Below are 21,029 nucleotides of genomic sequence, written 5' to 3'. Positions count from 1 at the left end.
GTAAAAATTATGCGTAAATACTGTAAATAATATAAACAATTAAGTCGTAAATTTCGTTAATATAAAGTTGGAGGAAATAGGGCAGAAAGCGTTAAAATTACTACCAAAACAGTTTAGATAATGAGATTATACATAGAACGTAAACCTGTTAAGGTTAACCCGGATACTAAAAGAGTTATTGCACGTTTTTTTTTTAACGGAGAGGAGAGAGCATTAGAAGTCATCAGGAAGGTTTTAGAGTTTTCAGATGAAAAAGTGTTTTCACTGATATCGCCCATCTTACAGGAATATTCGAAAAGGCATCGCAACATCACTAAAATTTTAACCCGTCACTGCAAAAAATTAAAAAAGCAGTTTATTGCCCTGGGTACTGAAATAGAAGATATTGATGAATACACCAAATTGCTAATTGGTGCCTATTTTACCCACGAATATTCTATTGAATCTGCCGCTTTTTTCAATCCGAGTATTGTAGACGACCCTGATCAGACCGATCTGGTTGAAGGGGAAAAACGGGTAATCATCAGTTTTAGGGCTGTTGGAGAAGGCCACATTTCTTCTATTGTTTTCCGTCGTGCTTTAATTGATAAAAATAACAATATTCAGGTTTTACCTGTTGGAAATTACGTTGATGAAGCTGAAGTGGTAAAAAATGCCATTTACGTGAAGAAACTATTCCTGAAAAAAGCAGCCTATGCGCAGATTGATCCTTCTGTATTGGAAGAAATTGAATCGAAACTGGATGATAAATTTGAATATACCAGCCTGAGTAATATCATTAAAGATTCTAAAAGTCTGCACAAAGAAAATCCCGCACGTTTAATTGAATACGATAAAGTGCTCTGGCTGTCAGACACTTACCATACCATTTCATTTTCTAAAGATACAGATATCTCTGACCGTGTAATTTTTCCGATTTCAGAATTTGAGCGTAAAGGGATTGAAGATGCACGTTTTGTTAAGTTTATTAAAGATGATGGCAAAGTATTATACTATGCAACCTATACCGCATTTGATGGTTCTTTGATTATTCCCAAACTGGTGCAAACCGAGGATTTCTACGAGTTTAAAGTGATTCCGCTATATGGTGATGGTGCTCAGAATAAAAACCTGGCCCTATTTCCGCGAAAAATTAAAGGGAAATATGTGATGATGAGCCGGATAGACGGCTGGAACAATTACCTGATGTTTTCTGATAAAGTGAATGTTTGGGAAAATCCAATCCTTTTAAAGCAACCGCGATATGATTGGGAATTGGTGCAGATTGGCAATTGCGGATCTCCGATTGAAACAGATAAAGGATGGATAGTAATTACACACGGTGTTGGCCCCATGCGCAGGTACTGTATTGGTGTAAGTTTATTGGATCTTGAAAACCCGAGCATAGAAATTGGCCATTTAAAAGAACCATTAATTATTCCGAATAATGATGAACGCGAAGGTTATGTACCCAATGTGGTATATTCCTGCGGTTCGATTATCAGCAATGGTGAATTGATTATTCCCTATGGCTTATCTGATTACAGTTCTTCGTTTGCGACGGTAAACCTCGAATTGTTACTGGCTAAATTACTGGAGAATAATTAAGATATAGCTTTCATCAGGCTAAATCATAAGTTGTAATTCCACCCGAAAGCTGTCACTACTACTTGTTGAGCATCTTACTGGTCATCAAAACCCTGAAACAGATCAGGGTAAACGATCATTTTAACTCAATTTGTACAAGAAAATAACACAAAAGGCTGATTCATTTCTGAACCCGCCTTTTTTATTTCAGAGACAATTAAATATCTAGCTACACTTATCTGCCTCCACTAAAGGAGAAGACAAGGTTTCGTATTCTGCTTCTGCAGCCTTTAATATGGCCAAATGAGAGATGAAATAAGCTAAGGTACTTTCAGCCCCCTGGTTTCTATTCACACTGTTGAACTGTAATCCATCTGCACAACCATGGGTTTCAAAATCGTATAAGGGAATATGCAGACTGTTTTTCCCTAAAAACCACTCATAACTGATATGCATTAAATTTAAGTATTTATCATCTTTGGTCACCTCGAAAGTTTTGGCATAAAGTAACACCATGGCCATTGTTTCTATAGCCTGCTGGTCATATATCGGATTTTTACCATGTTTTTTCATCCATCCCGCATTTCCAACAGGATTTAGGTATCCATTTTCGAAAGAAAAGCTATTCAAAAACGCAATACTTTCCATTGCAATTTTATAGGATGTCGCATTGCCGGTAACTTCGTAATGATGAAGCAGAGCCAAAGGAAGGATTGCGTTATCGTAGGTCAGAATATCTTCAAACCAATGCCAGTCGCCATCTTTATTATCTTTATACGATGCCATTAATGAATTGGCCAGCATATTGATTTCTTTTGTGATTAACTCATCACCAGGATGGGCACACAGGTAATAAGACAGCCCAATAATGGTATTTGCTTTTCCACGGAGATATTTTAATTCTTTAAAATGGGGAATCGAATGTGAAAATAATTCCCTGCCGAATTCACGGTAAGAATTATTAGGTGCACTGCAAACTAAATAACCCAATGACCAAATGGTACGGCCAAAAGAATCTTCAGAGCCTACCTCATCCAGATAATTGCGGTTAAAACTCAGGAAATTCCTGAAATTTCCGTCATCCGTTTGCATATATTGAATGAAACTGAGGTAAACAGGCATGAATTTTAAAGCTTTAGGGTTTTTATCCTGCTCTATGGCCATTAATGCCATAATTAATGCCCTTGCATTATCATCGATGCAATAGCCTTCTTTTAAATTTGGAATGCCAAAACGGGCATGCTGTATAATTCCGGTATCATCTGTTAATAACGAAATATGATTTAAGTTAAGCGCTGGCATCCCTTCTACATCAATGATAGGAGGCGTAACTCTTTCAGGTCTTTTTCCATCAGCCAGAGCCTCATTTAATGCGTTAAGGTAAACACTTCCAATGGCTGGCCAGCGAAGGTTTAAGCCATATTCGTATGCATTTTGCTTCAGTTTTTGATATTTATCTTGATCGCTTAATAGTTCATTAACAATCTTTGCCAGCTGTACATCATTTTTAAAATCGAATAATTTGCCTCTGTTATCTGCTAATAACTCCTGAGCGTGCCAGTATGGCGTAGAAACCACTGCAGCACCTGCACCAATAGCGTATGATAAAGTACCACTGGTTATCTGGGCTTCATTTAAATATGGTGTGATGTATAAATAACAGGCCGTTAAATATTGATGTAATTCTTCTTCGGAAACAAATTTATTAACGAAAGCAATATTATTCTCGACGCCTAAATCTTTTGCCAATGCTTTCAAACTATCGCGATATTCTTCACCATTGTGTTTCACCACGCCAGGATGGGTATTCCCCAAAATCACATATAAAACATCAGGATGTTGCGCTACGATTTCGGGTAAAGCTTTAATCACCGTTTCTAAACCTTTATTCCGGCTAATTAAACCAAAAGTAAACAGTACCTTTCTATTGGCAAAAAGCTCACTTTGCGCAATTTCGTTATTTGGTATAGGTTCCAGATCCGGAACACCATGTTCTATTAATTTGATTGAAGCCTTAGGGATTTGATAAATACTGGTCAAAAACAAGACTGCCTTTTTACTCATGACCACTATTTTAGAAGATTTAACGGCAATCTCCTTAATAATGGTTTGCTGCATAAAATTCGGCTCTTTTAAAACCGTATGCAAAATGGTAATGAATGGCTTTTTTAGTCGGTTGATTAAGGATAATAAAAACACCCCACTGTTACCACCATATATACCAAACTCATGCTCAATGATACAAGTATCTACATCGCTGTTATTGATAAAATCAGCAGCTTCGATATAGTCCTGTTGATTTTGCTGGCGTATCACAAATTTTACTTCGCTCGGGTAATCGTGTTCATTAACATCATCTGATTCATTTAATGCAACAACAAAGCTTTTCTCTGAATGATAAGCAGGATTTAAACTTAGGGCATTCACTAAGTTCTGATTAAAAGTAGCTAAACCGCATTCGCGAGGAGGATAGGTTGAAATATAGGCTATTTTCATAAGTATTTCAAGTAGGTTGATACTTAAATAACATTATATTATCTAAATAGTTTGTGATTTCCTCAAAATACGCTTAATAAAGCCAAAACAATCTGATTTGGCCACTTGTTAGTAAGTAAATATTTAGCTATGAGATCAATATGGAAAGGTTCGATTGGATTTGGTTTGGTAAATATCCCGGTGAAGTTATTCTCGGGCGTCCAGAATAGTAACCTTGATTTAGATATGCTCGACGAACGTGATCATGCGAAGATTAAATTTCTAAGGGTAAATGAAAATACACATAAGGAAGTACCTTACGAGAAGATTGTTAAAGGCTATTTTTTAAAAGACAGTTATGTTGTTTTAGACAAACACGATTTTGAAGAGGCCGCTCCTGAAAAAACTAAAATTATTGAGTTAGAGAATTTTGTTGATATAAAAGATATTAATCCTATTTATTACGAAACTTCTTATTATACCGAACCCGAAAAGCAGGGCAAAAAAGCGTATGGATTATTGCTAAAGGCTTTAGAAAAATCGGGCAAGGCCGGTGTGGCCAGGTTTGTATTAAGAAATACAGAAAATTTATGTGTAATCCACCCGATGGAACATGTGATTGTAATTACTAAAATCAGGTTCCAGGAGGAAATCAGAAGCTTATCAGAAATTAATAAGGTGGATGATATTACCATCACCAAAAAGGAAATGGATGTGGGTTTAGCATTGATTAAACAATACAGCTCCAAATTCGACTTGAGCGCTTTTAAAGATGATTACAGTACTGAATTATTGAAGATAATCAAAGCGAAATCTAAAGGAAAACGCGCCACAGTGAAAAAGATGAAACCACAAAAAGCTTCAAGCGACGATTTATATGAGCAATTGATGCAGAGTTTGGGCTCGAAGAAAGGGGCGTAGTTAGTTTGGCGTTGTTGAAACCGCTTAACGCTAAGCGCTATACAAGAAGTTCATTGGAGTGTTAATCACTCCAATGAACTTCTTTCTATTTAAAAGCAGCTTTCAATTGATCTGCTGCATAAGCCTGTGCCGCTTTTGCTTCCGGAATAACGATAGCCATACCAAAAAATTCGTGTGTTACGCCCTCATAGTTTTTAAGATCGACCCTTACCCCGGCAGCCTTAAGTTTATCAGCCAGCATGATACCATCATCGTTTAAAGGGTCTATTTCTGCGGTAATAATCGTCGTAGGTGGAAGTCCTTTTAAATTGGCATTAACCAATGATATTTTAGGATCCTGTGCTTCAATCATGGTGTTCAGGTACTGATTAGTAAACCATCCCATCATCGCTTTGTTTAGCGGTTTTGCTTTTTCATACATTTTGTAAGATTCTGTATTCATGTCTGCCTGCGCAATAGGATAAACCAAAACCTCGTGCACAGGAAGCATGATGTGTTTGTCTCTAGCCATTATAGATACATTTGCCGCTAAATTTCCGCCTGCACTTTCGCCAACCACTGCAATCTTCGCTGGATCGGCTTTTAATTCTACCGCATTTTTAATCGCCCATTCGTAAGCAGTAAAAGCATCATTATGCGCCGTAGGGAACTTATTTTCGGGTGCTAAACGATAAGCTACAGAAACCACAACAGCACCAACCTGCTCGGCCAAAGCCTGTGCCGATGCGTTATAAACATCTAAATTGGCTATAACAAAACCACCACCATGGTAATAAACAATGAGCGGATAGGGACCATTTCCTGCTTTTGGCGTATAAATACGCAAATGAATTTTGCCTCCGCTTGCATCAATATCTTTACCTATGGTATCGACCTGAGCAACTGGTATGGGAATATTGTTTTGTTTTACCAAATCCATTACCGCATCCGTTGGTGTATGATTTTTACGCGCATCAGTCGCATTTAAAGTTTCTAAAGGTTTATCTCCATAACTACTTAATTTTTCCATTACCGCCTGCATTTCCGGCTTTATTGTTTTTCCCCATTCGGGAGCTGGTCCGGCAGGTTTTAACCCTGCTGTTAATGTTGAATCGGTTATGGTCGAATCAGTTGTTGTCGTCGTTTTTGTTCCTCCCGTACAAGCAGAGAGCGAAACTGCCACCCCGAAAATGAGTGTACTAAACTTTATTGAGTTGGTTTTCATAGCGATATTTTATTGTTTTTATTAAACATGTTTCTATAACAGTATCAATCAGATAGTGTTTTCATCGCCTCACAACTTTTTAGAATTTACTTAAATAGCAAACATCTTGGCGAATTAGTGTGTTCTTAAATAAACGAAATTTTATGCTAACAGAAATAACAGGATTACCGGATCATATTTTTGGGGTAAGGGCTACAGGAGAGGTGACTAGCGAAGATGTAAAGAGCGTTTTGTTAACCGGTTTAAAAAGAACCGCCGAACGATTTAAAGAAATCAGGTATCTGCTTGTTTTAGAAACTGATGTGAAAAACTTTACAGCAGGCGCATGGGTACAGGATGTTAAAGCCGGTTTACAAAATTTTACCAAATGGAAAAAAATTGCCGTAGTAAGTGCCGAAAAAGGAGTGGAGTGGTTTACTGATGTTTTTACAGTAGCTACACCCGGTAAATCTAAAGGCTTTAAACCAGAAGAAATAGAAGAAGCCAAAGCCTGGTTAAATGCCGAAGACTAATTATTAAACAACAGCTCATGAAAAATTCTAAAACAGCGGAAGAAAGTAGCAAGGCTACCGCACCGAAAAATGCAAAAGCTAAAGGCGCTGATGATCAAGTAACATCAGCCAAAGATGCAAAGAAAGTAAGTGTAAGTAAAGATGCACTTGTGAAACATAAAAAGCCGTAATCAGTAGAAGATATTCCTTAGTTTTATGAAGATTGATGCCAGTAATATTGACCATTTTTATGATAAAGCCTACGATTGGATAATTGATAAAGGACCGTCTGTAATTTTAGGCATAGCGCTGCTTATTTTAGGACTATGGCTAATTAAGTTATTAGGAAAGTGGATGCAGGGAGGTATGCACCGCAAAGATGTAAATCCATCACTGCGGCCATTTCTAACCAGTTTAATGCTGATAACCTTAAGAATTTTGTTGGTGCTTACCGTGATGCAGATTATTGGCATTCAACTTACTTTTTTAACCGTATTAATTGGTGGTATTGGGGTTGCTGCAGGCTTAGCTTTATCAGGGACACTGCAAAATTTTGCCAGTGGTGTATTGATTTTACTGCTGAAACCTTTTGTGGTAGGCGATAATATTATTGCCCAAAATCAGGAGGGAACCGTAACATCGATCCAGATATTTTATACCATTGTTAAAACTTTCGATAATCGAACGGTAGTTATTCCAAATGGCAAATTATCAAACGAAGTAATTATCAATATCAGCAGAGAAGGCAGCAGGAGATTAGATTTTGAAATGAAATTTAGTTATGGCATCGATTATGAAAAGATTGTAACGGTTTTCAATAAAACGGTCGATGAATTTAAAGATTGCCTCAAAACACCGGAAAGGAGAATTGGAGTGTCTGCTTTAGAGGATAGTGGATTTAAAGTAAGCTTAAATGTTTGGGTTAAAGCACATGGTTTTACCGATACTAAACTTTCTTTTTTAGAAGTACTGATGAAAAACCTAAAACTTGGAGGAATAAAATTACCTGGTATGGCCGATTAAAAATCTATTTTCTCAGCAATGCATAAATCTTATCCATTAGTTCGTCGATGTTAAAAGGCTTAGACATAAAATCATCTGCTTCTATTCCGTCTAATGTATAATTGTTTGCATTATAACGGGCAGAAATCATTAAAACGGGAATATGCTGTGTCGTCGCGGTATCTTTAAGTTCTTTTAAAAGTACCCTTCCATCAGCGTCAGGGAGCATAATATCCATGATAATCACATCCGGATTGAATTGATGAACATGGTTAATAAAATCAGCACCTTTGTTTAATCCATCCACATTAAAAGCTTCGCTTTCTAAAATAAGGGTTATAACATCTAAGATTGCGTGGTTATCTTCAATAACCAAAATATTTTTCTTTGCCAAAGTTGGGATGATTTTAAAAATTCAAACAAATATATAATAAAAAACAAATCTCAAATCCGAATTTAGCAAATTAGAGTCATTCTAAAAATAGGCTTAAAATTTGTTAATTCGTGAAATAAAATACGCTGCAATATCAAATACATATGACTAAATTTTCTGTAGACTTAACCAATTGCGATAAAGAGCCCATTCATATTCCTGGTAAGATTCAATCTCATGGCTTTCTGGTAGCAGTTGATAAGAATAGCCTATCCATTACCTACATTAGTGAAAATGCAGGAGTTTTTTTGGCAGCGCAAGCCACAAGCTTATTAAACAAACCACTTCCGGTTTTAAATCATTTTATTAAACAACAAGATCCGGCTTTTAATATCGAAGACCTGCTTAAACTGGGTATTATCCGGAAAAGCTTTGATGCCATTAGCCCACATCCTGTTGAAATTAACGGCCTTCCTTTTTATTTGATTATTTCTTCATCAAAAAGCGACTGGTTAATAGAATTTGAACCCGTAACCTTACAATTCGATATTCAAAGTTCCATTGGTCGTTCTGCGTCATCTATGCTTCAGGGGAAAAATGTTTCAGCATTATTAAAAGGTGCTGCCCTGGAAGTAAAAAAGCTAATCAATTACGACCGGATTATGATCTATAAATTTTTAGATGATGGTCATGGCGAAGTGGTAGCAGAAGAGAAGGAAGCCGATTTAGAACCATTTTTTGGATTACATTACCCGGCATCGGATATTCCTAAACAGGCGAGAGAACTTTATAAATTAAATTTAACCAGGCTAATTGCCAATGTAAATGTGCCAGATTCGCCAATTCTTACTTTTAAAGAAAACGAGGCACTCGATTTAACTAATGGCAGTTTACGAGCGGTATCACCCATACATATTCAATACCTGAAAAATATGGGTGTGCATTCGAGTTTCAGCATATCCCTCATCTCTCATGGCGAATTATGGGGTTTAATTGCCTGCCATAACTATAGCCCTAAATTTATAGATTATAAAGCCAGAGAAGGCGCTAAGTTAATCGGGCAGATTCTTTCTTCAGCATTAGAATATCGCCAGGAAGAAGAAGATGCAGAGGTTATTGAACAATTTAAAAGCACGGCTAATGTTCTGGTCGAACATTTAAACCGTGATAAGTATTTAGTTGAGGCCATAACCGGCCACAAAAGAACCATTTTAGATGCAACCAAAGCTTCGGGTGTGGCCATCATTTTCGAAAATGAACTTAAAACCATTGGAAATGTGCCATCAGAAGAAGAAATACTGGAACTTTCCGAATGGTTGAAAACCACCAATGATGAATCGATATATTATACGCATCGATTATCTGAAATCCATTCTCCGGCTAAAAAATACAAGTCAATTGCCTCTGGAATTCTTTCCTGTATATTAAATAAAGAACTGGGCGAAATGATTATCTGGTTTAAACCCGAAATCATTACTACTGTAAATTGGGCCGGAAACCCCGAAAAACCGGTAGTTCCTTCTGAAAATGGCTTGCTAAACCTATCTCCTCGGAAATCATTCGAAATCTGGTCGCAGGTAGTTAATAACACTTCAGAAAAGTGGATGGCTGAAGAAATCGCCTCAGTTTTAAGAATACGTGAAATTATTATTGCCGATATTAATAAAAAGGCTAATGAAATCAGACTGCTTAACGAAAAACTGCAGGCTGCTTATGAAGAACTGGATACGTTTAGCTATACCATTTCGCACGATTTAAGGACTCCGTTAACCTCGATCAAAACTTATGCAGAGCTTATGCTTAAGAATAAGAGTATTGATGAAAATGGCCGAAAAATGCTAAGCAGGATTTTAACAGGCGCGGATAAAATGAATTTCTTAATAAAAGAGATCCTAAATTTAGCAAGAGTGGGGCGTTCTGAAATAAATTTTGAAACAGTTGAGGTAGAATCTTTGTTAAAAGAAATAAAGAGCGAAGTGTGGTCGGCCTTTAAAGCAGATCATACCGAGTTGGTTTTAGGTCAACTACCTAATATAAAAGGAGATAAAACCATGATCAGTCAGGTTTTTACCAACCTGATTGGTAATGCAGTAAAATACTCGGCCATGGTAGATAAACCTAAAATTGAGGTTTCTGCGTATATAGATGGAGGAGAAATTATCTACGCAGTTAAAGATAATGGGATAGGAATTGACAACCGTTATTACGACCGGGTTTTTGAACTTTTTAAACGGATGGATAATGTTAAGGATATAGAAGGCACAGGAGTGGGCTTAGCAATTGTAAAAAGGGTTGTAGAAAAACACAGTGGCAGGGTTTGGTTTGAAAGTAAGTTAAATGTAGGATCAACTTTTTTTGTAGCTTTTAAAAACAGATAAAATGAAAACACCAGATATATTTTATGTAGAGGATGATGTAGACTATGCATTTTTTATGCAAAGTGCATTACAAGAGGTTAAGGATACCTTGAATTTAACTATAGTTGAAGATGGGACAGAAGCATTACAAAAACTTCAGAAGTTTGCTGAAAGTAAAACCAAGCCTAAATTAATTCTGCTTGATTTGAATTTGCCGGGCTTGTCTGGGCTCGACCTGTTAAAATTCATCAGGGATATTCCTTATCTGAAAACGATACCAGTAATCTTGTTTTCTACATCTGATAATCCTGACGATGTTAAGGCATCAATAGAATTTGGCGCCAATGCTTACCTAACCAAACCTGATGGTTATGAAAACCTGGTTAAATGCGTACATTCTGTACACGATTTCTGGTTTAACCAACACCTAAGGTTAAATTAAAATACTATAAAATAATAGGAAGAGATTCGGGTATTAAATCCGAATCTTTTCTTTTTAATAATTAAATTTCCTTTTATGATTGCCAATTTATTGAGAACTGAAACTGCAGAAAACCATAAAACATTAGAATCTTTAATGTTTGTTAATGAGATTATGAACAATTCTTTAAGCGTTGATCAGTATAAAAAGCTGTTAACCATTAATTATATTATTCACCAGAAATTAGAGAATACGCTTGCGAATAGGTTAGATGCAAATATTGCTGAGCAACTGGAAATGAAGGACAGGTTAAAGCTCGCGGCATTAGAACAAGACTTAAATTATTGGAATATAGATAGTTTAACATTACCGGGTTTAGATTTTGAATTGTTTGTTCCAGAAAAAAATACTGCTGAAGTTTTAGGCGCACTTTATGTGTTAGAGGGGGCTACATTGGGCGGAAACGTAATTAAAAGGCATATTTTAGCCAATCCCAATTTTAAAGATCACGAAGATGGCTTAAATTATTACGGCGTTTATGGCGAAGAACTGAGTGCAAAATGGAAAAAATTTGTCTCCATAATAAACCAGGTGGTTGCTGAGGTGGATTATAATCGCTGTATAAATAGCGCCAACTTAACCTTCAATAACCTGATCAACTTATCTAAACAACTCAATTAAGTTGCCGGATTTTGATCGTAAAATCTGAAAAAATACCTCTATAATAGTGCCAGGGCATTTTTTTGATTGTGTAAATGTGCAAAACTTCTTTCAAATAAATATTTGCTTTCTGTTGTTAATTCAAGGTAAATATGTATTATTGAAAAAATAAATTTTTTAAACCTTAAAAACATCAATTAGCGATGGAAAAATTCTCAAAAGTTAAAGCTGCTGTTGCTGCTATTGAAGCAGATGTAGAAAAATTTTATAATGCTGGCAATGCAGCTGCTGGTACTCGTGTGCGTAAAGCAATGCAAGATCTTAAAGTTTTAGCACAAGAAATCCGTGCAGAAGTAACTGACAAGAAAAACTCTGGAAAATAATATTTCGCGAGTAAGAAACAAAAAGGGTTCTGGTATGCCAGGGCCCTTTTTGCGTTTATGGATGTTAGCCAGTCTTACGAAGTTTAGGGCGCTTTGTTGCTGAGCTTCATTAAGTCTCAGGAAGCAGCGCAATCGTCGCCCTGCACTTGTTTCAGGGTCTTAATGAGGTATCATATAGATACTGAAATAAATTCAGCCTGACGCCAATAAACGCATTATCCCTATAAAAGATAAAGCTCCCCATCGCGGAGAGCCTTTATCCAACTAACAAAACATATTTTTTATTTATTATCCTATCAGAAATAAACGATAATTTATTTCCAAGTAGGTGTAACAGTCAAATTACTACCAGCATTAGAAGTTAAACCTGCTGCTACAATTGTATCTATATAGGGAATGAAAAACTCATAGTCACTATTTATCGGAGTATTTTGTGGATCTTCTGCTCCAAAAATTAATGCTCTAAATCTAATATTGGGATCCGGATGATCTAGAATTATCTTTATCTTATTACCTATCAGCAGTCCATTGCTATCAAATACTTCCGTTTTGGTTACGGTATATGTATTTGGTGTTGCTGTTGGACTTGGCGGAACTATAATTTCATTACTATAGCTACGAGCTCCCGATCTCGTAATTATGACCCTCCTGTAGGTTCCACCGTTAGTATTTGCCATTATGCCAGTAATATATCCACCATTTACTTCATTACCTGAGATAATATAACCATTTGTTAATGCTGTTTCGAAAATTCCACTGGCATTTTTAATTTCATATGATTCACTATAATATTCATTTGGAGTTATATTGGGTTTTGAACCAACAGTACTAGGGTAGTTTACACCGTTATTATAAAGACTAATTATGTTATTTGTAATTGTAACAACAACTGGTGGAGGTACTATGTAAATACTATATCGAACTGAAGAGTAACTTACACGATTTATATTTTGGTTGTCTGTAAATTCAAATCTGATAACTAATTTACCATTACTCTTAGCTGCTGGCAGTGAAGCCTCTATGTCTTTTAAAGTGGCAAAGTCATCCTTATAATTTGAAGATGTTATACTTGTTTCTTTTAGTAAAACACTGGAAGGGTCATCTGGAATATTGGAATCACTACTTTGGTTCTCAGTATAATATAACGATATCTTACAGTTACCTGAAACAAATCCACCAGAAGAGGCTACAACTCTTTTTGTAACAATTGTAAATTTAAATGGAGTAGCGACGGCAGCATTAGGTACCTTAAGCGCATTACTGCTTTGGAGATAATCATGTCCTATTTGAAACGTTTGCAAAGTAATCTGTGCTTTTGATGTTAGCGCTAACACTATGAAAGCTAACACAAAAAAAATCTGCTTTTTCATTTTACTTTTCATAATTAGCTTTGTATTCATTTGCACTTTCGTGTTCCGATTGCGCATCGGCCAAACTTTTGTGGAACCATCCGTAAACAACAAATTCTTGTTTTTTTTCATCAAATACAATTTGATCCTTTGGAGCGCCTGTGGTTACAGATAGATATTGAAGAAGTTTAGAAAATTCATTTTCAGAGAGTTTTGTTGTCTGAATAACAGGTTCAATTTTCGTTTCATCCTTTTTGCATCCTGCAAAAGCTATGCTGATTAATAAGGCAGCGGTTCCCACTTGTTTAATGGGCAATTTTAATTTAGATTTCATAGATAGATTATTATTTATTATTTAACTTATTTTCATTTTATCCCTTTTTTATCAGTTTATATTCGATTACGGGTTTACCACGTGTACCTGCATCTCCAGCACCCATTGAAATAAATTTCAATTTATATACATTACCAGCTGTATCTTTAATCAAATAAAAAACCTTTGTGTTAACACCAGTAGCAGGTTGTGTACTTCTCCATCCTGAACCAATTGCATCCCTATTCGTTAAGAATGTTTCTCCAGCAATGTTTGATTCAGAAAATGACGCATAAGTTTTTGTATCTGTAATCGTAACAATTGCAGCAGATGTGCCTCCTAAATTATTAATGAAAACTAAATCAGAAAATGCATATGGTAAATAAATTGTATTACCGTTTACATCTTTTGATGTTGTCCAATACATGCTATAGCCCCAAACAAGATCCCAACTCGCTTTAGCAGGTTCAGCAGTAACAGCTGCTCCATTTACTAAGGAAGCAAATTGAAAATTAGCATCAGTATTTTTAGTAATATCTAATGTTTTAAAAGTAGTTTCAGCTATTTTAGCATATTGTAAAGTGTAGCCGGTGGTGCCTATTCTAATTACTCTGATTTTATAAAGTTCTTCATTAGCTAATACTGTTCCTGATCCACCTTTTCTGTTAATAATGTAAACTTTATTTTCAGCCTCAGTTGCAGATATAGCTGCAATAGCAGTTCTATTAGTGATATTTGCCTCTCTAGCATCATCAACTAACGTTAAATTGCCCTGACCTTGACCAACTTTTAACGCGTTTGGATCAAAATCAGCACTCGTTACAGAATTTAAATCTGTTTTATCCTTTAATAGTAAAGCCGAAGCACCGTTGGTTGAATTTAAGATTACTTTAAAATCCGCACCAGAATAAAATCCTAAATCCCAGCTATCTCTTGCCAGTGAAGTTTGTTTATCTGTACTAAAATCTACATAAACACTATTTCCTGCAGCACTTCCAGCTTCAGCAGCAATTAGTCCATTTAATGTTAAAGTACTTCCATCAGATGGTGGAACTACAACAATAGGTTCGTCTGTATTTTTTTTACAGGCTGTAAATGTTACTGCTAAAAAAGCAACAGCAATTATTGAGTTAAATTTATTCATGTTATTGTGATTATATTGTTTTTATTAGAGTTTATACCAGTTATAACTTAGTCCTAATACGTAAGATCGACCATAACTATAAGCCACAGCTGCCCCACCTGTACTGTGTGCGCCAGCATTGGCGGTTGAACTATTGGTGAGTTGTGTAACATTAAATAGATTTTTAATCCCCGCATTAATGTCTAAAGATTTGAACAGATTTTTGTTTAGCATTAAATCAGCTGTATGAAAATCGCCAATCTTTACCAGTACTGCAGTATTGTTGGTGGCAAGCTGATAACTAGGTAAACTGCCCGTATACTTGTAAAAAAAGCTAATGCTTCCATTTACATTCGGAAAAGTATAGGTAATGTTCGAATTTACCTCTGTAGCCCAGGCAAATTCTGGAGCTGTTATATCTTTGTCTTCGAGAAGATCATTATACCGTCCGATATACGACAACCCAAGCGTAGCCTGAAGATTTTTAAAGATTAATATGTTTTCTAAAGTTCCACCAGTTGTTTTGTATTTTGATACATTTATGGGTGTAGTGATCGATGTGTTTGCAGGAGAAATACCAAACTCGATACGATTTTTAAATAAATTGTAAAAACCTGATAGGGTAGAGCGAAATTGAAAATCCTTTCCTTGTATGCCTGCCCAAGCCAAGGAAGCATTAAAACTGTTAGATTCTTCAGCCTTTAAATTTGGATTACCAAATATGGTATGGCTGGCATCTACAAAATCATAAAACAATTCTCTAAGTGCGGGGGAGCGGAAACCTCTGGCGTAGGCCAAGCGAAAATCCAAATCTTTAGTCAAAGTAAATTTAGTATTTAAAGAAGGAATAACAGGAGGGGCATCGTAAACCGAATTTTTGATAAATCTTAATCCTGGTCTAATGTTTATACCTGCTGAGAGTTTTATTTCAGCAGAAAGAAAGGCGGCATAATCATTAATTACAGGCGATCCGCTAATCCTTTGTCCACTGGCTGCATCTCTATTATACTCAATACCAGGTTGGAAAGAAACAAATTGGTTTAGGATATAAATTGCCGTAGCCCTGAATATTGTAGAATTGAATTTAGCTACATCCTGTTCACCTAGGCCTGGTGAAAGTTCCTCAGTATTATTACTAAAATCATGAATAACCGTTCTGGTGGCTCGATCAAGTTTTGTAAAACCGGCAATGGCAGATAGTTGCAGTTTATTGCTAAATTTATATTCCGATTGAAGCTGTTGGGCATATCTGTGTGTAGTGTAGGTTTGTAATATTCCCTTGTAATTGTTTGGATTTAGTCCGTTCCTTACAAAAATATCCTCTTTTAATCCATCCAAACGGTACCAGATATTAAAATTATTATTTCGATAGCCTATTTTGGTATTGCCTAAAAATTGTTCTTTGGGTTTCCAGCGAGATAGAATACTATTAACTTCAGCTATGGTGGCTGTTTTACTTGCTAAATTCCAGCCACCAAACTCGTTATGCGATGCACCAAGCAACACACTCCAGCCTTTTTTCTGCCAGCTAACGCTTAAGTTCTGGTTATGCTGACCTGCGCCATTGAGTAAGTTATACTCATTCCCAGCTGTTTCTTCCTGTACACGTGCATTAACACTTAACAATTGCTTTCCTGGATTTTTGGTTATGATATTAATTACCCCTGCAAGTGCATCGGTGCCATACACAACAGACATCGGACCTTCAACAATTTCTACCCTTTCAATGGTGTTAATGTCAATTTGATTTAAACTTTCGCGGGCATCAGATCGGTCAACCATCGGTACACCATCCAGTAAAATTTTAATATTTCGGCCTGTCATTCCCATTAAAGAAACATCGGTTGTGCCTAAGGTTAAATCGTTGCTAAAGCGAAAACCGAGTTCGGTATTCAAAACTTGCTGCACATTGGTTGCTGCTCTTAACTTAATCCGCGCTGCACTTATTGTTTTTACATTGTATACCGAATTCCGCAAAGTTTGCGGTCCATATTGCCCTGTAATCACCACATCTTTTAAATCATTTGCCTTTGTAGTATCAACTTTAATTTCTTGAGCCACAGTAACAAATCCACAAAGCGATAAGGCAATTGATAAATATATCTTCATTTATTTAGACTAATTATAAATAATTGTGCAAATTTGTAGATAATCACAAAAAGCAGATAACGTTAAACGGATAATTAATACCGTAAAACGGATTAAATGAATATGGGACCATCATGATTTTCCGATCACAGTATTAGGATGTATGAAATCATGATAGCCTTATCACATTTTAAGAAACAGTATAAATAGATGGAAATTAAACTCTCAACCTGTCCAAAAGGAGATATTATTTATAAAAATACCTATCCTGATAACTTTGATAGCTTTAAGGATATAGATGAGACGACTGTAGCGTTGGAAAGAAATGATGTAAAATACCACATAAAGGAGCAGTGGTTTAGAGGAATCCACATTAGCCTTATTGAGGTCCATCCTCATCAGGAAGAAAATTTTCACTTTGAATCTTCTCAGCCACATATTGGCTTTCTGTTTTGTCTGAGCGGTTCAGTCAATTATGGTTATGATCAACAAGATGATTTTTTATCACTGAATAAAGAGGAGCAGGATTTTAATATAGGAAGTGTTAATGCAATCAGATTTAATATAACAGCGAAAACCAGGTTCCTTTATATACAACTCACTGAACAATATTTTTTTCAGGTCACAGGTGGAAAGTCTACTATGGATACCAAAACTGCCATCCAAAAACCCATTAGCACTGAAATCGGCTTGATACTGCAGCAAATTATTTACCCTAAGCACGAGGGGAGGATAAAGCGCCTGTTTCTGGAAGCCCGGATATTTGAATTGATTATTGCCTATTTTAATCAAAAACCGGAAAAACAGACCCTCATTTTAAAAAAGGAAGATGTAGAAAAAATTCTCCTGGCCAAACAGTTGGTCGAGTACGATTTACAGCATCCGAATTCGTTAATGGAGCTGTCGCGCAAGGTTGGTATTAACGATTATAAGCTTAAAAGAGGTTTTAAGGAATTAATAGGTCATACTGTATTTGGTTATCTCTATAAAATCAGGATGGAAAAGGCCCATTATTTTCTTTCTAAGGAAAAGAAAACGGTTAATGAGGTTGCTTTTCTTGTCGGTTATAAAAACGCACAACATTTTATCACTGCTTTTAAAAAACAGTACCATATTTTACCGGGAAGTTTAAACAAAAGCTAGAAATTTAGCGCAAACGTTTGTTTATTCTTTTACCTCGTTCACAATCAAATCAGACTCTACAATGGTGTTGTAATACGCCTGGTTCTCAGAATTAGGGCTATGAATAAGGTCTAACAGAATATTTGCGGCTTTTTGTCCCTGTAAATAGGGGTATTGCTCTACTGAAGCTACAGGCGAATTATCCAGGTAGCTGATAATCGGCAGATTTGCATAACTCACCACGTCAAAATCATTGATTACATTCAGTTTTTTGAAATATTTAATCAGGAAAAGCGCGACATAATCGTTAAAGGCTACAATTGCGGTAGGTTTACGCTTATGATTTAGAAATTGCTCAGCAGCGTCGATAGTGCCTTCCTCAGTTAAATCACAGTTCACCACCAGCGATGGATCAAATTTTAAGCGGTTAAAAGTAATGGCCTGCATATAGCCATCTTTACGTTCCTCACTCGCATATAAAGTACTTGGGCCATTAATCATGCCAATGCTTCTGTGTCCTTTTTTCAAAAGATAGTTCACAGCCTTAACGGTTGCACTCTCCAGGCTGCAAGCTACATAATGTACGTTTTTAAAAGGAGGAATCCGATCAAAAAATACGACAGGTATATTGAATGAATTGAGTTTCTCGAAATGATCAAACTTTGAAGTGTCTTTACTGATGGATACCAATAAACCATCAACGCGTTGATTTTTCATTTTTTCAACGAGCTTTACTTCCTGCTCATAGTTATCGTGCGACTGGGCAAAAATAACTGTATAGTTTTTTTTAATGGCTTCGTCTTCAATTGCAGAAATGGCTATGGAGAAAAAGTGTTCTGATAGTTCAGGTAAAATTACGCCAATAGTATATGTTTTTCCTTTTTGAAAAAGAATTGCCGCATTATTAGGCTCATAGTTTAGAGACTTTGCCAGCTGCTTAATTTTCTCCCTCGTTACCGCTCCAATGCTCGGATGATCGTGCAATCCCCTGGAAACACTGGATGGAGAAATGTTTAAGATTCTGGCTATTTCTTTGATGGTTGTTGGTTTCGACTGCATTCTGAGTGCTAAACTACATTAAATTTCTTCAATATGTAATAATACAAAATTAATCAAACGTTTGCGTTGTTTTTTTTCCTCATTTCTTTTCTCTGCTATATAAATATCAATACTTTCGGAAAAACTAATGACGCTGCGTTCTAAAAAATAATAATAGAAAAATTATACATAGAAAGCAATTTTAACCCCTTAAAAAACAAAATTGATATACAATCATAAAGGCACACCCCAATGATTAACACAAGTACCCCTCAATTTGGAGGGGTATTTAAACAAAAAGACGAGAAGTGTTCGTACCACTCCTCGCCAAATTGGGTTATTTTCCTGCAAGCAGGCACAAAAGTTATCTAAGCTATATGTTTAACCCTTCTCCAAAGGTATAAAATTTACGCATGTTACAAATAACGCAGTGTACATTCTAATTATTTTAAATTTTCATAACAATGCCTCCAGCTACCTGAGGTATTGTTATAAGGGGTTAGAAGTAATCCATACGTCATATATACAATTCAGGCTTCATTTTTAAAATCATATTCCTACTTTGGTTATTATTAATTTTATAAATGATAGCTGTATACATTTTACTTTTTATCGTAATCGCCTTTCTGATTATAACAAACCTTCCGGTTTTTGGCCGTTTGCCAAAGGGATTACGACTGGAAAAAATCCACCACCTCGCTAATTATCGTGATGGTGCCTTACAAAATCAGTCGATAACCTTAATGCAACCTGAGGGTGTTAGCTTTTTTAAGGTTCTAAACGCATTTCTTTTCGAAAAACATCCTAATAAGGCTCCAGATAAAACACTTCCTTTTATTTTACCTAACTTAAACGGAAAGGCTAAAAGCGATGTTCCTGAAATTATCTGGTTTGGACACTCATCTTACCTGATCAAAGTACAAGGCTTAAGAATTCTGGTCGATCCTGTTTTTAGCAAAACGCCATCTCCATTTTCATTTATCGGCAGTAAAGCTTTTTTGGGCACAGATGTGGTTAAAGCGGAAGAATTTAAAGATATCGATATCCTGGTTATCACACACGATCATTACGATCACCTGGATTATAATAGTATTTTAAAAATTGCACCACAGGTTAAATCTATTGTTACTTCACTGGGCGTGGGATCACACCTGGAAAGATGGGGAATTAAGACAGAAAAAATCAATGAACTTGGCTGGAATGAATCGCTAACATTGTTTGACAGCCTGCAGTTAACAGCTGTTCCTGCCAGACATTTTACCGGGAGGAAGTTTAAAAGGAATCAAACCCTTTGGTCGGCATTTGTACTGAAAACTGCAAATTATAAACTATTTCTGGGAGGCGATTCTGGTTACGATGCACACTTTGCCAAAATAGGTGAGGAGTTTGGCCCTTTCGATTTAGCCCTGCTCGAATGCGGGCAATACAATGCCTATTGGCCGTACATTCATATGTTCCCGGAAGAAACCGTGCAGGCCGCTATCGATTTAAAAGCAAAAGTTTTAATGCCCGTGCATTGGGGCAAATTTAGCCTGGCCATGCACCCCTGGAACGAACCCATTAAAAGAGTGGTTTTAGCTGCAGCAGCAAAGCAGCTTCCTTTGGTTACCCCAAAATTGGGTGAAACCATCATTTTAGATGAATATTTGCCTACAGAAAACTGGTGGCTTGAAGAATAAAACTAAACAATAATGGTATTGTAGTGTTTAATTCTAAAATCAAATACCATTATGAAAACTGATCTTGTTGAAATTTTTCAGACCATTAGAGCTGGAATGCAGCCTTACGCTACTCGTGGATATACGGTACACGAAAATTCGGAGAACGGCTATGATCTTTACAGCGAAAAAAATATAGCAATAAACGGCGAAAAAGTAACTGAGCGCTTTTTTACAGGCGTTTACATTAATGGGGATATCGTAGAAGTTAAAATCAATACTGATGAATTTTCTACAACAAATCATAATTTAAGTGATTTTGGTCAAAATAAGGCAGGTTTGCAAATTTCTGCTCTTGATGATTCTAAATTAAAAGAAGTTGAAACTTTAGTCGAAATTATCCATACTAACTTTAAAGAAAAAGAGTGGATTTAACAATCTGATGGTTAAATTTGCAGCTGATAACTTTTCTAATAACCTTCTGC

At 36.1% G+C, this 21,029-nt stretch carries 20 protein-coding genes; 12 read left to right on the top strand and 8 right to left on the bottom strand.

Annotated elements, in window-relative coordinates:
* Positions 1–120 precede the first annotated feature (120 nt).
* Positions 121–1,587, top strand: a complete 1,467-nt coding sequence (locus AC07YT_RS01350; protein WP_086546203.1) for a glycoside hydrolase family 130 protein — start codon at positions 121–123, stop codon at positions 1,585–1,587.
* A 204-nt stretch (positions 1,588–1,791) separates the two neighbouring features.
* Here the strand turns inward: AC07YT_RS01350 and AC07YT_RS01345 are convergent, their stop codons facing one another.
* Positions 1,792–4,062: a glycosyltransferase family 4 protein gene (locus AC07YT_RS01345; RefSeq protein WP_086546205.1), complete on the bottom strand. Its 2,271-nt coding sequence runs from the start codon at positions 4,060–4,062 to the stop codon at positions 1,792–1,794.
* 129 nt (positions 4,063–4,191) lie between these two features.
* Here AC07YT_RS01345 and ku point away from each other — a divergent pair, with 129 nt between their 5' ends.
* The gene (gene ku, locus AC07YT_RS01340) at positions 4,192–4,962 is read left to right on the top strand and encodes a non-homologous end joining protein Ku (RefSeq protein ID WP_086546207.1); all 771 of its coding nucleotides are present in this window, start codon (positions 4,192–4,194) and stop codon (positions 4,960–4,962) included.
* An 85-nt stretch (positions 4,963–5,047) separates the two neighbouring features.
* On the opposite strand, the gene AC07YT_RS01335 is transcribed toward ku, so the two are convergent.
* On the bottom strand, positions 5,048–6,166 hold the full coding sequence (locus AC07YT_RS01335) for an alpha/beta hydrolase (protein WP_086546209.1): 1,119 nt from the start codon (positions 6,164–6,166) through the stop codon (positions 5,048–5,050).
* A gap of 143 nt (positions 6,167–6,309) precedes the next feature.
* Here AC07YT_RS01335 and AC07YT_RS01330 point away from each other — a divergent pair, with 143 nt between their 5' ends.
* The 3 genes from AC07YT_RS01330 to AC07YT_RS01320 are packed head-to-tail and all read left to right on the top strand — an operon-like array spanning position 6,310 to position 7,680.
* Positions 6,310–6,678 carry a SpoIIAA family protein gene (locus AC07YT_RS01330; RefSeq protein ID WP_086546211.1) on the top strand — a complete coding sequence of 123 codons (369 nt, stop codon included), beginning with the start codon at positions 6,310–6,312 and terminating at the stop codon, positions 6,676–6,678.
* A gap of 17 nt (positions 6,679–6,695) precedes the next feature.
* Entirely contained in the window at positions 6,696–6,848 is a 153-nt protein-coding gene (locus tag AC07YT_RS01325; RefSeq protein ID WP_494945129.1) for a hypothetical protein, read from the top strand.
* A 25-nt stretch (positions 6,849–6,873) separates the two neighbouring features.
* Entirely contained in the window at positions 6,874–7,680 is an 807-nt protein-coding gene (locus tag AC07YT_RS01320; protein WP_086546213.1) for a mechanosensitive ion channel family protein, read from the top strand.
* Between the two features lie 4 nt (positions 7,681–7,684).
* On the opposite strand, the gene AC07YT_RS01315 is transcribed toward AC07YT_RS01320, so the two are convergent.
* Positions 7,685–8,053, bottom strand: a complete 369-nt coding sequence (locus AC07YT_RS01315) for a response regulator transcription factor (RefSeq protein WP_086546215.1) — start codon at positions 8,051–8,053, stop codon at positions 7,685–7,687.
* Positions 8,054–8,196: 143 nt separating this feature from the next.
* On the opposite strand from AC07YT_RS01315, the gene AC07YT_RS01310 reads away from it, so the two are divergent.
* From AC07YT_RS01310 to AC07YT_RS01295, 4 genes are all read left to right on the top strand, one after another.
* Positions 8,197–10,410 carry an ATP-binding protein gene (locus AC07YT_RS01310; RefSeq protein WP_086546217.1) on the top strand — a complete coding sequence of 738 codons (2,214 nt, stop codon included), beginning with the start codon at positions 8,197–8,199 and terminating at the stop codon, positions 10,408–10,410.
* A gap of 1 nt (position 10,411) precedes the next feature.
* Positions 10,412–10,831, top strand: a complete 420-nt coding sequence (locus tag AC07YT_RS01305) for a response regulator (protein WP_086546218.1) — start codon at positions 10,412–10,414, stop codon at positions 10,829–10,831.
* A gap of 75 nt (positions 10,832–10,906) precedes the next feature.
* On the top strand, positions 10,907–11,491 hold the full coding sequence (locus tag AC07YT_RS01300) for a biliverdin-producing heme oxygenase (RefSeq protein ID WP_086546219.1): 585 nt from the start codon (positions 10,907–10,909) through the stop codon (positions 11,489–11,491).
* Between the two features lie 182 nt (positions 11,492–11,673).
* Positions 11,674–11,853 (top strand): BF3379 family histone-like protein, encoded by a 180-nt coding sequence (locus AC07YT_RS01295; protein ID WP_010602585.1) that lies wholly within the window; start codon positions 11,674–11,676, stop codon positions 11,851–11,853.
* A gap of 314 nt (positions 11,854–12,167) precedes the next feature.
* Here AC07YT_RS01295 and AC07YT_RS01290 read toward each other — a convergent pair whose 3' ends face one another.
* From AC07YT_RS01290 to AC07YT_RS01275, 4 genes are read right to left on the bottom strand one after another with little or no spacing between them, the layout of a single operon-like run.
* Positions 12,168–13,223, bottom strand: coding sequence for a hypothetical protein (locus AC07YT_RS01290; protein ID WP_145954236.1), 1,056 nt, complete (start codon positions 13,221–13,223; stop codon positions 12,168–12,170).
* Position 13,224: 1 nt separating this feature from the next.
* Complete coding sequence (locus AC07YT_RS01285) at positions 13,225–13,536, bottom strand: hypothetical protein (RefSeq protein ID WP_086546223.1); 312 nt, start codon at positions 13,534–13,536, stop codon at positions 13,225–13,227.
* 37 nt (positions 13,537–13,573) lie between these two features.
* Positions 13,574–14,659, bottom strand: coding sequence for an HmuY family protein (locus AC07YT_RS01280; protein ID WP_086546225.1), 1,086 nt, complete (start codon positions 14,657–14,659; stop codon positions 13,574–13,576).
* 24 nt (positions 14,660–14,683) lie between these two features.
* Positions 14,684–16,747 carry a TonB-dependent receptor plug domain-containing protein gene (locus AC07YT_RS01275; RefSeq protein ID WP_086546226.1) on the bottom strand — a complete coding sequence of 688 codons (2,064 nt, stop codon included), beginning with the start codon at positions 16,745–16,747 and terminating at the stop codon, positions 14,684–14,686.
* Between the two features lie 189 nt (positions 16,748–16,936).
* Here AC07YT_RS01275 and AC07YT_RS01270 point away from each other — a divergent pair, with 189 nt between their 5' ends.
* Positions 16,937–17,869: a helix-turn-helix transcriptional regulator gene (locus AC07YT_RS01270; RefSeq protein ID WP_086546228.1), complete on the top strand. Its 933-nt coding sequence runs from the start codon at positions 16,937–16,939 to the stop codon at positions 17,867–17,869.
* A gap of 21 nt (positions 17,870–17,890) precedes the next feature.
* Here the strand turns inward: AC07YT_RS01270 and AC07YT_RS01265 are convergent, their stop codons facing one another.
* Positions 17,891–18,907, bottom strand: a complete 1,017-nt coding sequence (locus tag AC07YT_RS01265; protein WP_086546230.1) for a LacI family DNA-binding transcriptional regulator — start codon at positions 18,905–18,907, stop codon at positions 17,891–17,893.
* 563 nt (positions 18,908–19,470) lie between these two features.
* Here AC07YT_RS01265 and AC07YT_RS01260 point away from each other — a divergent pair.
* Both AC07YT_RS01260 and AC07YT_RS01255 read left to right on the top strand, forming a co-directional pair.
* Positions 19,471–20,565 (top strand): MBL fold metallo-hydrolase, encoded by a 1,095-nt coding sequence (locus AC07YT_RS01260; protein WP_086546232.1) that lies wholly within the window; start codon positions 19,471–19,473, stop codon positions 20,563–20,565.
* A 51-nt stretch (positions 20,566–20,616) separates the two neighbouring features.
* On the top strand, positions 20,617–20,979 hold the full coding sequence (locus tag AC07YT_RS01255) for a hypothetical protein (protein ID WP_086546234.1): 363 nt from the start codon (positions 20,617–20,619) through the stop codon (positions 20,977–20,979).
* The last annotated feature ends 50 nt before the right edge of the window (positions 20,980–21,029 follow it).

It is taken from the genome of Pedobacter sp. GW460-11-11-14-TSB4 (genome assembly GCF_059423705.1).
This window is presented reverse-complemented; position numbering and strand designations above follow the sequence as displayed.